This window comes from Acinetobacter sp. (assembly GCF_049284435.1).
Classification (GTDB): Bacteria; Pseudomonadota; Gammaproteobacteria; order Pseudomonadales; family Moraxellaceae; genus Acinetobacter.
This window is the reverse complement of sequence record NZ_JBAPXX010000135.1, coordinates 13795-26962: the sequence shown is the minus strand read 5'-3', so window position 1 is coordinate 26962 and position 13168 is coordinate 13795. Positions and strand designations below refer to the sequence as shown.

The window sequence follows — 13168 nt, the reverse complement described above, 5'->3', positions numbered from 1 at the left end:
TCTGCGATTTGGTCGAAAAATAAGCGTAACAATAGTTAAAGTTTTGTTACTGACCAAAATCAAAACAAAAAAATCTGCACGATACGCAATAAATTTTATAGCGCATTAGGCAAGACTGTATTTGTTGTGAAAAAGTCGCGAGGAGTTGCAGCACATAGCTTTCGTGGCGCGTATCATACCATTGTCTAAGCAAAAGTGAGCAAGAAAACTGCATTTTTTTTAACTTTTTTTAATTTTTTAATGCTTTCTCAGCAGATTAGGGGCGAATTATTTCCAAAGTATAGCGATCAAAGCTTTTGCGATCGACTGGAAGCTTAAATTTGAATTTAAACGGGCTGTTTTTGGGGATGCGCTGAATATTGACCAGATTTTCAATCAGGTACTCTTCGGAGGACAGGTTATAAGTTGCAATTACTTCACCGCGATTTTCCAGATTGATTCTTAAAATTGGTAAGGCCAGGCTACGGTCATGAAAATTGATCAGCTCACCGCTAAACTCAGCTTCATTATTACCTGTTGCCTTGATTTTGACTTTATTGGCCTGAATTAGTGTGTAGTATTTTTCCAGATTGGAACAATTAAACACTTCACAGGCACTGTTAAAGGCTAGATTCATGACGTGACTGTTTTTGATGTATTGCGGATTGAACCAGAAAAATTGAAACAGCAACAGGCTGAACAGTGACAGATTGAGTAAACTCCAGCCTATATAGTACATTGGCCCGCGTTTGGTTTGCTTTTCTGCCTGATCTTCCCAGTTCATGCTCGGTAGGACTGAAATCGGCTCGGTACTGAAATAATTCAGGTTATTTAAATAGGTTTCGAGGTCAATATTGGAATGTTCAACTTTTTGATCAAAAATCTGTAGCAGGCTATGACGATTGTGCTGCTGATCCGTGTGATAAACACCTGAGTTATTTCGAGCATCAGTTTTGCTGAATTCGCTGGAGTTCGACTGAGCGTGAGACATTGAGGCGGTGACCGAATTCCGGGTTTCGGTCACCAAATGCGATAAGGCATTAAATGAAGTGGTACATTTTGGACAGCAAACCATGCCCTGCGCAACGGTCAGTTGAGCAACTGTGACCTTATAGGTGGTGGAACAGGTAGGGCAATGGGTTCTTTTGTCACTCATGGATTATTTATAGGCTCATTCGTTCTTATGGCGTTTACCCGAGATACGGCACCAGTGCTCGTCTCGTTTTTCTACCTCTAATATATCAAAATAATTTGAGTAAATGCTAGTAACATCAGCAACTTGCTCTTCGATAACTCCGGCAAGTGCGAACTGTCCCTCAGATTTAATTAAAGTTGCGAACTCAGGAGCCAGCATCATTAGTGGTGCTGCCAGGATATTGGCAACAAATACGTCAGCTTTGGTATTGCCGAGTTTATCTCTAAATTCTTCTGGCAGTCCGACATAAAGTTTGTCCAGTACGCCATTCAGTTCAGCATTTTGCTGAGTCGCCAGTACAGCTTGTGGATCGATATCCGTGGCATATGCTTTTTTCGCACCTAAGAGAAGTGCAGCTACCGCGAGAATGCCTGAGCCACAGCCATAATCGATGACAATTTTATCTTTCACATCAATCTTACCGAGCCATTGTAAGCACAGGAAAGTTGAAGCGTGGTTGCCTGTTCCGAAAGCCAGACCTGGATCAAGCTTGATGTTTACCGCATCGGCATCAGGTGCTTCCATCCACTCCGGTACGATCCAGTATTTATCAGCAATCTGAATTGGCTCATAGGCATCCATCCAGGTGCGTTCCCAAGCCTGATCTTCAATTAACTCATGACGGATCGGAGCATCTGGCATTTGTGCACCAATAAAGGTTTCTAGTGCGGCAACATCAATTTTTTCGCCTTCTTCCTGTGCATAAATACCAGTCACAATCACTTTATTCCAAAGTGGTGTTTCACCTGGAAGTGGTTCCAGCAAATCCTGGTTTTCAGCATCATCCAAAGTCACACTCACTGCGCCTAGCGAGCTGAGTAATGTCTCAGTAAAATCAACCTGAGCCTGTTCAACCGTAATATGAATTTGTAACCACTTCACAGAAATAACCTTTATACATTTTTCAAAAAGCTATTGTAACGGAAGTTCAGACTCAACGCTGCTATCTTCTTGATCCATTCCAAAAATAAAAAGGATGCCTGAAGCATCCTTTTAATCGTTCCAGAGCTTATCTAATCCAGATTCGTTAGTGGTATTTGCGCCGGGAGTGGTGCAAGCCGATTCAACAAGCTGCCAAAAATTGCAGCAAAGATATACATAAAAATAGAGTAAACTGCAGCCGGCATTGCCACGGCAGCACTGCCAATCACGGTCAGGGCAATGGTCATGGCGAGGGTGCTGTTATGAATGCCAATTTCAAATGCACTGGCGCGGGCTTGAGCGCTATTAATATTGAGCAGTCGCGGAATCAGATAACCAATACCCAGGCTCAGGATGCAAAATAAGGCAGTCGCCAGGCCAACCTGGGTCAGGTATTCGCCGATATTTGTTCGTTCTTTAATGAGTGTGGCAATAATAATGAGGACCAAAAAGCCAATGGAAAAAATCCGCAGTGGTCGATTCAGTTTTGCTGTCACGCCTGGTGCATAGCGCCGAATCAACATGCCAATCCCAACCGGAATCAGGATAATCGCGAAGACTTGCAAAATCTTGCCGAATTGTAAGCCGATTTGCTGACTATCCTGCATAAAATGCATGATCGAAAAATTAATAATTAAAGGGAGGGTAATCGCTGCAATGACTGAATTGATTGCAGTCAGTGTGATATTGAGGGCTAAGTCACCTTTGAACAGGTAGCTAAACAGGTTGGCCGTTGCACCCCCTGGTGAAGCCGCCAGGAGCATCAATCCGACTGAGAGTAAGGGGGGTAAAGCGAATAGCTTGCAAAGCAAAAAGGCAATACCAACCAGAACAACCAGTTGACAGAACAATGCTATAAATACGGCTTTGGGGTGGCGAGTGACACGGCTAAAGTCCCGAGGCGTCAGTTTAAGACCAAGCCCCATCATGATGATTGCAAGTGCCAGCGGCAGTAATATCGTTATAAGGCCAGAATCCATCTGTATGCTCCTTGTCGAAAATTGTTTTAATACTTCTGATTTTCTTTGGAAAAGCATACAGCTTTATAGCAGAATCAGCCAAATAAATTACAAATCTGATAAACGACTTTTATTGCTATACACCACTTGTTGGCGGCTAATCAGCACACCGAAAATGGTCGCGAAACTGTACATAAAAATCGTGTAGATACCCGCTGGAATGGCCATCGTGACATTGTTCAACACCGAAATCGCAATGGTGAGGGCAATGGCAGTGTTATGAATACCAATTTCAAAGGTACAGGCGCGTGCCATTTTCTCTGGAATGCCCATGAGTAGAGGAATGCAATAGCCAATAAACAGGCTGGAAAAACATAAAATCGCAGTTGCTGTACCAATACTGGCAAAGTATTCGACCAAATTCGAACGTTCTCTGAAAATGGCAAATATCAACAATATGGCTAAAAAGCCGATAGAGAGTAAGCGCATGGGCCTGCTAACTGTAATCGACAGGTTTGGAAATTTGGCCCGAAGCAGCATACCCATGATCACGGGAATCAAGGTAATTAAAAATACCTGCACAATCTTTTCAACTGGAAAAGTCACGTTTGAGTCATGACTCATAAAGTAGTGTAAGGACAGATTGATAATAAAGGGCAGAGTAAAAATAGACATGATGGTATTAATGGCGGTTAGAGTAATATTTAGTGCTACATCACCTTTATATATGTAACTAAGCAGGTTTGCGGTTGGGCCACCAGGTGAGGCAGCTAGCAACATCAGACCTACAGCAAGCAAAGCGGGTAAGTCCAAAATCAGACAAATAAAAAAAGCAATACTGGGCAACAGCACTAACTGCGCAAATAAAGTAATAAAAATAACTTTAGGATAGCGAATTAAGCGCAGGAAATCTTTGATGGTGAGTTCTAGCCCCAGCCCCATCATCATGATTGCCAATGTAATTGGCAAAAAAACGCTAAAAAACCCCGAATCCATGAATTTGCCTTTTTATTATACATTTATAGATATATTTCCAGTTTAGCCTAGATGAATAAATAAGCAATAAAAAACGGGCAAAATGCAGTCACTTTGCCCGTCAAAGCTTTTACTTGAAATCTAAACTATTTAGATATATGTCGGCTACATACCTGGCTGACCTTGCATTGGTGAGTCAGGCTGTGCTGGCTGGTTCATCTGATGCTGCATTGGATGCTGCATTGGTTGATTTTGCATCGGTGGCTGCATAGGCTGACTTTGCATTTGCGGCTGCATTGGTTGGCTTTGCATTTGAGATTGTCCCTGAGGGCGTGGTGGCATAAAGCCTAATGCACATTTACCTTTGACTTCGGCACCATTAATGGTGGCAGTGGTCGCACCACTGTTGCCGCTACAGGTACTCATGAGTTCGGCTTCATCGCCTTTGATTGAAGCGTTTTTGGATGAAGCGAAAAACTGCGGCTCACAGGTACCATTCCAGATAATGCCCCGATGGGCAAAGCTGACTTGTGCACCTTGGGTTTTGCCTTTACAAACCTGTTGGTACTTTTGTGCATTGTAAGTGGTGTCTACCTTGTCATTTGCTGATGCTGCAAATGGCGCAAAGCATAAACCACAGAGAACAGTTGAGAGGAAAATATTCTTATTCATCTTTTATACCTTTGTTTGTAATGTAACCACTGTATAGATTAAAAAATACCCAAGATTAAACAATGCAAATCGAGTAAATTTCTAGACTTATATGTTTAATTTATATAGTCCCTCTGCAAAGTTAAATTACAATGCTTGATTGTTACAGGATAGAAGCGGTTTTTTATCTCAGGATAAATTCAACTGAATTTGTCTACTTTAGAGTGAAATTTGCTATAATGCTCAGCTATCCTTTTTTATCTCTCAATTACCACTATGCATTATCCTAAAGTATACGATGTCATTGTTATCGGTGGCGGTCACGCCGGTACGGAAGCGGCTCTGGCTGCAGCGCGTATGGGTCGCCAGACTTTACTCTTAACTCATAACATTGAGACTTTAGGGCAGATGAGCTGTAATCCGGCCATCGGTGGTATTGGTAAATCGCATTTGGTGCGTGAAATTGATGCTTTGGGCGGTGCGATGGCACTGGCTGCCGATAAGGGCGGTATTCAATTCCGTATTTTGAACTCGCGTAAAGGCGCTGCAGTACGTGCAACACGTGCGCAGGCGGATCGTGTACGTTATAAAGCTGCGATTCGCGATACATTAGAAAATCAAGCCAATCTGGATATCTTCCAGCAAGCAGCAGACGACCTGATTGTTGAAGGCGATACTGTAAAAGGTGTGGTTACCCAAATGGGTATCCGTTTTGATGCGAAAACCGTTGTGCTCACTGCTGGTACATTCTTAGGTGGTGTCATCCACGTTGGTTTAGAAAAATCGAGTGGTGGTCGTGCCGGTGATCCACCATCTATTTCACTTGCACATCGTTTACGTGAGCTTCAACTGCCTGTAGGTCGTTTAAAAACTGGTACACCACCACGTATTGATGCGCGTTCAGTAGATTTCTCTGTGATGACGCCACAGCCGGGTGATTTCCCGTCTCCGACCATGTCATTCATGGGCGATGCTTCAATGCATCCAGAACAGGTGAATTGCTATATCACGCATACCAATGAGCGCACGCATGAAATCATTCGTGGCGGTTTAGATCGTTCACCAATGTATACAGGTGTGATCGAAGGTGTGGGGCCGCGTTACTGCCCATCGATTGAAGATAAAATTCACCGTTTTGCCGATAAAGATTCTCACCAAGTATTCCTAGAGCCTGAAGGTCTGGATACCCATGAGCTTTATCCAAACGGTATTTCAACATCATTGCCATTTGATGTTCAGTTTGAACTGGTTCGCTCGATCCGTGGTATGGAAAATGCGCACATTCTTCGTCCGGGTTATGCCATCGAATATGATTACTTCAACCCTCAGGCGTTGAAATTCACGCTTGAGACTAAAGCAATTAATAACCTGTATTTTGCTGGTCAAATCAACGGTACCACCGGTTATGAAGAGGCGGGTGCGCAAGGTTTGCTGGCAGGCTTGAACGCTGCACGCCGTGCGTGGGATCAAGAGCAATGGACACCAAAACGTGATGAAGCGTATATGGGTGTACTTGTGGATGACTTGATCACATTAGGTACCAAAGAACCGTACCGTATGTTCACCTCACGTGCCGAATACCGTTTGATGCTACGTGAAGATAACGCAGATCAGCGTTTAACAGCAATTGGTCGTGAAATGGGGCTGGTGGATGACGCGCGTTGGGCAGTGTACTGTGAGAAAATGGAAGCAGTGGAAAAAGAAACGGGTCGTTTACAACACCTGTGGGCTGCACCAAATAATCCAATGGGCAAAAAATTCGTTGAAATGACAGGTGCAGATCTGTCTAAAGAGTGTTCTGCGATTGATTTGTTGAAACGTCCTAATATTTCATTTGCTCAAATTGCAGAATTGACCAATTCTGAAGTCTCACCATTTGTCGGTGAGCAAATTGAAATTGCAGTGAAATATGCGGGTTATATTAACCGTCAGCATGAAGACGTTGCGCAAATGAAACGTCTGGAAGAAACCCGTATTCCTGCGGATTTTGATTATGACATCGTGTCGGGTCTGTCTCGTGAAATTACTTTGAAACTGAAAGATGTTCGTCCTGAAACATTGGCGCAAGCGAGTCGTATTCCGGGTGTAACGCCTGCAGCAGTTCAACTGGTAATGATTACAATTCGTAAGAATGCACAAGCAAAGAAATCTGCTTAAGATTTTGAGCTAGAAAAGCCCGCGTTAAGCGGGCTTTTTATCGACTTATAGTTTTGTATAAGTTTTGACTATCATTGAATTAAAAATAACTACTATTAAATTAAGTTATTGATAAATATATATAATAGATATTATTAAGATGTATTACGTCTATAAATACAATCTTTTAGGTCTAATTTAGATTGTATTTACAGATGCTAGTGCGCTGAAATCCGACTATTGTCGTGCTATTTCTCTATTAAGATTAGGTTAAGAATAATGCAACGGATCGTCAGACTATCAAACGGTTTGTGAATTATTGATGGAGATCATTCATGGCACAGCCATATAGCGGAAAAGCCCAAAAAATATTAACTATATTCTTATGTTTCTGGGTCGCATTTTTTGAAGGTTTTGATCTTCAAGCTCCCGGAATTGCGGCGAAAGGAATTGCGGCAAGCTTTGGTTTAGATCAAATCCAAATGGGCTATGTATTTAGTCTGGGTGTCTTTGGAATGCTGTTTGGCGCATTCTTTGGCGGACGTATTGCAGATTATCTAGGACAAAAGAAAGTCCTGATGCTCTCTGTGACTATTTTTGGTCTTTTCATGTCGTTGACTGCGATTGCGCCAAGCGTCGAAGTTTTATATGCAGCGCGTTTCTTTACCGGTCTGGGTTTAGGTGCCGCAATGCCGACCATGATTTCAGTCGTCGGTGATGAAGCAACCGAAGCCAACCGTGGCAAGCTAAATAGTCTGATGTATTGTGGTTTACCTGTAGGTGCGATTTTTGTTGCTGGTCTGGCCATGTTGCTTCCTAAGATTCAATGGCAAACCCTATTTCTGATTGGGGGATTAACACCTTTAGCATTGATTCCATTGATGGCATTTATTCTTAAAGATAAGCCTAAGGTGAATGCGGAGGTGCAGGTCTCTGGCGAAGCTGTGCCGGGTATGACTGAGGTGTTGTTCAAGCAGCAACAGTATAAAAATACAGTGCCTCTTTGGGTTGGTTTCTTTTTTACCTTAATGATCAATTATATTTTGATTAGCTGGTTGCCAAATTTACTTATGGAACAAGGTTTGCAGAAACAACAAGCATTCTTGGTGATGTTGATGTTCCAGGTGGGCGCAGTTATTGGAACCTTGAGTCTGGGTTATTTACTGGATCGTTTAAAGCTCTGGCAAATGGCGACTATCATTTATAGTGGCTTGTTTGTTGCCTTGGTATTGTTATTCACCACAACCTCTATTCCGTTATTAATTTTTGCGGGAGTCATGGGTGGTATTTTCTCTACAGGTGGCCAATCGATTCTGTATGGGATCTCACCAATTTTTTATACAGGCGCGGGTAAAGTCACCGGTGTAGGAAGTGCGATCTCTTTAGGGCGTTTAGGGGCAATGACTGGACCATTATTAACCGGAAAAATTCTGGCATTAGGTTTGGGCACTACTGGTATTCTTGTGGCAAGTTTGCCAGCAGTGGTCATATCGGCAGTAGCCGTCACTGCACTATCACGTTATAAGGCTGCTCATAAGTAATTGATCATTGAGATCTATCAATACAAAAAAGGGAATCTGAAGATTCCCTTTTTTATCGTCGAGACTTTTAATTGAATAAAGTCAGTCCATAAAATTTGCTAAAATATACGAATAGTAAACAGATTGATTTTTATATGGCTTATCAACTTATTCCACTCTCGATTCAGGCCACTGATAATATTGCCTGTCCACATTGTCAGCACAACGTGATTGATTGGGCAGAAGAGCAATATGTGCAACCTTGTGAACATACCCTGTTTATTGCCATGGATATCGGCTTTGAATATATGACCGATGAATTCGAGCACAGCATGCCACGTTCTGTAGATGACCTGCATGCCAATGATGATCAGGTGAATATGCTGGATGAAATCACCCAAGCGACTTATTCAAATTATCTGATATATAAGTCTGATCTGGGCATAGATGGGTATTTCCGCTATGTGGGTTTTACTGCATAAATCATCATTAATAAAAAAGCGCCAATCGGCGCTTTTTTATATGGAAAGATTAACTTTCTATTTCTTCTTCGATTTCATCGTCAGTAGTATCCATGCCCAATTCTTTAAGCTTGCGCGTTAAAGTATTGCGACCCCAACCTAGAAGTTCTGCGGCATGACGTTTACGGCCACGGGTTTGTTGCAAGGCTGCATTAATCAAGGTGCGTTCAAACATCGGAGTTGCAACATCCAGAAGTTTCATTTCACCATTTTTGAGTTTTTGCATCGCCCATTGACCCAGTAATTCATCCCAGTGATGCGGTGCGATCTGGTTCAGCGTTGGAATTGGCGCGCCCGGATCCTGCTGATGAATTGGAATCTGTTTCAGCTCAGGTGGCAAGTCTTCAGGATAGACTTCACGACCTGTGATCATGACAGTCAACCAGCGGCAGGTATTCTCAAGTTGACGCACATTACCTTGCCACGGCAATTTCTGCATATATTCCTGGGTTTCAGGACGCAGAATCTTTGGATTGACCCCAAGTTCCTTCCCGGCACGTGCCAGAAAATGCTGTGCCAGCATTGGAATATCTTCACTGCGATGTGCCAGTTTTGGAATATGAATACGAATCACATTCAGGCGGTGATACAAGTCTTCACGGAAGCGACCATCATGGACCAGTTTTTCCAGATCCTGATGTGTCGCAGCCACGATACGCACATCGACCTTAACCGGAATATGACCGCCAACTCGGTAAAATTCACCATCGGCCAGTACGCGCAGTAAACGGGTTTGGGTCTCAAATGGCATATCGCCAATTTCATCTAAAAATAGCGTGCCGCCATTAGCCTGTTCAAAACGGCCTTGACGCTGAGTGTTGGCACCGGTAAATGCACCTTTCTCATGGCCGAAGAGTTCAGTTTCGATCAGGTCTTTTGGAATCGCCGCCATATTCAGCGCAATAAAAGGTTTTGAACTGCGTGGTGAATGACGATGCAGGGCATGTGCAACCAGTTCCTTGCCTGTACCAGACTCACCATTAATCAACACGGTAATATGTGATTGTGATAAACGGCCAATGGCACGAAACACTTCCTGCATTGCAGGTGATTCACCAATAATCTCTGTAGATTGAATTGGTGGAGCCGCTTTTGCCGATTCTTGTTGCTGTAGCTTGGTGATATGTAAAATCGCACGATTCACCAGTGCCAGTGCTTCATCAATATCAAAAGGCTTAGGTAAATATTCAAAAGCACCGGTTTGATAACTGGATACAGCCGACTCTAAGTCTGAATGCGCCGTCATAATAATCACAGGCAAGTCAGGATAATTGTGTTTGACCTTGCCCAGGAAGGTAAGTCCATCAATACCCGGCATGCGGATATCAGTCAGAATCACATCAGGTGCTTCCAGACTCAATTGATCCAGTGCAGATTGTGCTTCTTCAAAACTGGTAACGTCCAGGCCTTCTTCTTTAAAGGTCTTTTCCAGTACCCAGCGCATGGCACGATCGTCATCAATCACCCATATTTTATTTCGCGACATGATTCGACTCCCAAGGTAAATATAAGCTAAAGACGGTTTTTCCAGCCACGGACTGACACTCGATCATGCCGTTGTGCTGATGAATAATATTTTGAGCAATACTGAGGCCCAGTCCGGTCCCTTTGGCACGGCTGGTGACCAGCGGATAAAACACCGATTCGATAATCTCTTCCGGAACACCTGGGCCGTTATCTTCAATATCAATCCGTACCACAGAGCGGTGGATGACTCCATTAATGGTAAAAAGACGCTGAATCCGGGTTCTTAAAATCAGTTCCGGTTGATGTTCGACAAAAAATTCCTTGTTTTCGGTCATGGCCTGTACGGCATTGGCGCAAATATTCAAAATGACCTGAATCAATTGGTCGCGGTCTGCCAGAACTTCCGGTAAGGACAGGTCGTAATCCCGGGTAATCTTGATTTTCTTTTTGGTCTGATTGGCAATCAGTGAACGCACTCGTTCTAGGGGTTCATGCACATTGACCAGTTCATAGCTCGGAAGCTGGCGTGAGCCAAGCATGGTATCGGCCAGATTTCTCAGTCGATCGACTTCACTAATAATAATGTCGGTAAATTCTTTGTATTGTGGATCATTCAAACTGCGTGCCAGGAGTTGAGTCGCGCCGCGAATGCCACCGAGTGGATTTTTGATTTCATGCGCAACACCGCGAATCAACTGACGCGCTACCTGGTGCTGTTGCAGCAGATTTTCTTCGCGTGAAATTTTTAACATGCGATCGCGAGGATTGAGTTCGATGAGCAGCAGTGGATGATAAGGTTTGCCAAGGTTTAACTGAGAAACGGTGTAGTCGACATGAATGTCTTTAAAGTTAACCAGAATAGTGGCTTCGCGGCGTGTATAAGGTTGTCCCGTAGTTAAGGTATTATTCAGGGCTTCTTCGGTATTAAACTCATCTGTCGGGTTTTGCAGAATATTGAGTACGGATGTGCCGCTCGCGCGGAATAAGCTCACATCAAATAAGGCTTCACAGGCAGAATTCAGATAATAAATATTTAGATCGCGGTCTATCAATAAGATACACGTGGTCATATTGTCCACTAAAGCACGATAGTCGATCGGAATAATTTGATCCATTCGCGGGTTTGTTCCTGTATTAAAATGGCGCAATGGCATCTTCATAAAGCAATTTAATCAATTTTAAGTTCTGATTTGATGCAAGATGCACGCCAACTTTTATGAATAGAGATTATTTATTGCGATGAAATGCAGAAATGTGACAGAGCAACACAATTCATCTTAGATATAGCGGATTAAATTGAGGCTGTAAATCTAAAATGATTCATTCTGGTGCATTGGTGAGTATGTTGAATATTTTATGGCAATATTTTAGTGCATGATGCAAAGAGTCAGGTTTTCAACTATTTTTATGATGCGAAAAGACATACAATACGCGCATTCTAGTAGAGCGAAAATTCATGAAGTCCCCCAAAGTCGGTTTTGTATCTTTAGGTTGTCCTAAGGCATTGGTAGATTCTGAACGTATTTTAACCCAGTTAAAGACTGAAGGTTATGACGTCGCTTCGGATTATGACGGTGCTGATTTAGTTGTAGTAAATACCTGTGGTTTCATTGAATCTGCAGTGCAAGAATCGCTAGATGCGATTGGTGAGGCGATGAGCGCGAATGGTCGCGTGATCGTAACAGGTTGTCTAGGTAAAGACGAAGACAAGATTCGCCAAATGCATCCCAATGTCCTGAAAGTGACAGGTGCAGCGGCATATAAAGAAGTTATGGATGCGGTTCATCAATACGTGCCTGAGCCGCCAAAACACAATCCATTTATTGATCTGGTTCCAGAGCAAGGCATCCGCCTGACGCCAAAACACTATGCTTATTTAAAAATATCTGAAGGCTGCAACCATCGTTGTACTTTCTGTATTATTCCAAGCATGCGTGGCGATTTGGTTTCACGTCCAGTCGGTTCTGTGCTTGAAGAAGCTGCAGCACTGAAACGTGCCGGTGTAAAAGAAGTACTCGTCATCTCCCAGGATACTTCTGCTTATGGCCTGGACACGAAATACAAGCTGGATTTCTGGAATGGCCAGCCGGTTAAAACCAAATTCTATGACATGTGTGAAGCACTTGGTCAATTGGGAATCTGGGTGCGTTTGCATTATGTTTATCCGTATCCGCATGTGGATGCTGTAATTGACCTGATGGCACAAGGCAAAATCCTGCCTTATCTGGATATTCCATTCCAGCACGCAAGTCCAAAAATCCTCAAGCTGATGAAACGTCCTGCGCACAGTGAAAATACACTGGAGCGTTTGAAAATCTGGCGTGAGAAATGTCCTGATCTGGTACTCCGTTCAACATTTGTGGTGGGCTTCCCAGGTGAAACCGAAGAAGACTTCCAGATGCTACTCGATTGGCTCAAACAGGCTCAATTGGATCGCGTCGGTTGCTTTACCTATTCACCGGTTGAAGGTGCGACAGCAAATGACTTGCCAGATCATGTTCCTGAAGAAATTAAACAAGAGCGTTATGAGCGTTTCATGCAGGTTCAGCAAGAAATCTCGGCAGCCAAACTCCAAAAACGTATCGGTCAGACCATGACTGTGCTGGTAGATGACCTGGAAGATGAATTCCCGGTAGCGGTTGCACGTTCTTATGCAGATGCACCTGAAATTGATGGTAATGTTTTTGTTGAAGATATCGATAAAAGCGTCATTAAGGCAGGGGATTTACTTGAAGTCGAGATTACCGATGCAGATGAATACGATCTGTATGCAAAACTCATTTCAGTCAAGTCTGCTTAAGATTTTGAATTAAAAAAATTTAAATTGAATACTTTGGAGTTTGA

The 13168-nt window shown here is 43.1% G+C and carries 11 protein-coding genes; 4 read left to right on the top strand and 7 right to left on the bottom strand.

Features of this window, described 5'->3' with window-relative positions; all coding sequences use genetic code 11:
• Nucleotides 1-256: 256 nt before the first annotated feature.
• From WAK81_RS11630 to WAK81_RS11610, 5 genes are all read right to left on the bottom strand, one after another.
• Nucleotides 257-1135, bottom strand: coding sequence for a DUF3426 domain-containing protein (locus WAK81_RS11630; RefSeq protein WP_422196944.1), 879 nt, complete (start codon nt 1133-1135; stop codon nt 257-259).
• 15 nt (nt 1136-1150) lie between these two features.
• A complete protein-coding gene (gene prmA / locus WAK81_RS11625; protein WP_422196942.1) occupies nt 1151-2056 on the bottom strand; it encodes a 50S ribosomal protein L11 methyltransferase in 906 nt (301 codons plus the stop codon).
• A 131-nt stretch (nt 2057-2187) separates the two neighbouring features.
• Entirely contained in the window at nt 2188-3075 is an 888-nt protein-coding gene (locus WAK81_RS11620) for a bile acid:sodium symporter family protein (protein ID WP_422196940.1), read from the bottom strand.
• An 87-nt stretch (nt 3076-3162) separates the two neighbouring features.
• Nucleotides 3163-4050 carry a bile acid:sodium symporter family protein gene (locus WAK81_RS11615; RefSeq protein WP_422196938.1) on the bottom strand — a complete coding sequence of 296 codons (888 nt, stop codon included), beginning with the start codon at nt 4048-4050 and terminating at the stop codon, nt 3163-3165.
• 144 nt (nt 4051-4194) lie between these two features.
• Nucleotides 4195-4701, bottom strand: a complete 507-nt coding sequence (locus tag WAK81_RS11610) for a hypothetical protein (RefSeq protein WP_422196936.1) — start codon at nt 4699-4701, stop codon at nt 4195-4197.
• Nucleotides 4702-4956: 255 nt separating this feature from the next.
• On the opposite strand from WAK81_RS11610, the gene mnmG reads away from it, so the two are divergent.
• The 3 genes from mnmG to WAK81_RS11595 all read left to right on the top strand — a co-directional run bounded on the left by mnmG (nt 4957) and on the right by WAK81_RS11595 (nt 8818).
• Nucleotides 4957-6837 (top strand): tRNA uridine-5-carboxymethylaminomethyl(34) synthesis enzyme MnmG, encoded by a 1881-nt coding sequence (mnmG, locus tag WAK81_RS11605; RefSeq protein ID WP_422196934.1) that lies wholly within the window; start codon nt 4957-4959, stop codon nt 6835-6837.
• Nucleotides 6838-7151: 314 nt separating this feature from the next.
• Entirely contained in the window at nt 7152-8357 is a 1206-nt protein-coding gene (gene mhpT / locus WAK81_RS11600; protein ID WP_422196933.1) for a 3-(3-hydroxy-phenyl)propionate transporter MhpT, read from the top strand.
• A gap of 134 nt (nt 8358-8491) precedes the next feature.
• Nucleotides 8492-8818 carry a hypothetical protein gene (locus WAK81_RS11595; protein ID WP_004279890.1) on the top strand — a complete coding sequence of 109 codons (327 nt, stop codon included), beginning with the start codon at nt 8492-8494 and terminating at the stop codon, nt 8816-8818.
• Nucleotides 8819-8867: 49 nt separating this feature from the next.
• Here WAK81_RS11595 and glnG read toward each other — a convergent pair whose 3' ends face one another.
• Together glnG and glnL are read right to left on the bottom strand one after the other, a co-directional pair.
• Nucleotides 8868-10343 (bottom strand): nitrogen regulation protein NR(I), encoded by a 1476-nt coding sequence (gene glnG / locus WAK81_RS11590; RefSeq protein ID WP_004646710.1) that lies wholly within the window; start codon nt 10341-10343, stop codon nt 8868-8870.
• Complete coding sequence (gene glnL / locus WAK81_RS11585; RefSeq protein ID WP_005107202.1) at nt 10330-11439, bottom strand: nitrogen regulation protein NR(II); 1110 nt, start codon at nt 11437-11439, stop codon at nt 10330-10332. The genes glnG and glnL overlap by 14 nt, the downstream gene beginning before the upstream one ends.
• Before the next feature lie 341 nt (nt 11440-11780).
• Here glnL and rimO point away from each other — a divergent pair, with 341 nt between their 5' ends.
• A complete protein-coding gene (rimO, locus tag WAK81_RS11580) occupies nt 11781-13124 on the top strand; it encodes a 30S ribosomal protein S12 methylthiotransferase RimO (RefSeq protein ID WP_422196932.1) in 1344 nt (447 codons plus the stop codon).
• Nucleotides 13125-13168: the final 44 nt, after the last annotated feature.

Bases quoted from the DNA above. Each gene is read 5' to 3' on its own strand.
- WAK81_RS11630 (WP_422196944.1), bottom strand. From the start codon at position 1,135: ATGAGTGACAAAAGAACCCATTGCCCTACCTGTTCCACCACCTATAAG.
- WAK81_RS11620 (WP_422196940.1), bottom strand. From the start codon at position 3,075: ATGGATTCTGGCCTTATAACGATATTACTGCCGCTGGCACTTGCAATC.
- WAK81_RS11615 (WP_422196938.1), bottom strand. From the start codon at position 4,050: ATGGATTCGGGGTTTTTTAGCGTTTTTTTGCCAATTACATTGGCAATC.
- WAK81_RS11610 (WP_422196936.1), bottom strand. From the start codon at position 4,701: ATGAATAAGAATATTTTCCTCTCAACTGTTCTCTGTGGTTTATGCTTT.
- mnmG (WP_422196934.1), top strand. From the start codon at position 4,957: ATGCATTATCCTAAAGTATACGATGTCATTGTTATCGGTGGCGGTCAC.
- mhpT (WP_422196933.1), top strand. From the start codon at position 7,152: ATGGCACAGCCATATAGCGGAAAAGCCCAAAAAATATTAACTATATTC.
- WAK81_RS11595 (WP_004279890.1), top strand. From the start codon at position 8,492: ATGGCTTATCAACTTATTCCACTCTCGATTCAGGCCACTGATAATATT.
- glnG (WP_004646710.1), bottom strand. From the start codon at position 10,343: ATGTCGCGAAATAAAATATGGGTGATTGATGACGATCGTGCCATGCGC.
- glnL (WP_005107202.1), bottom strand. From the start codon at position 11,439: ATGGATCAAATTATTCCGATCGACTATCGTGCTTTAGTGGACAATATG.
- rimO (WP_422196932.1), top strand. From the start codon at position 11,781: ATGAAGTCCCCCAAAGTCGGTTTTGTATCTTTAGGTTGTCCTAAGGCA.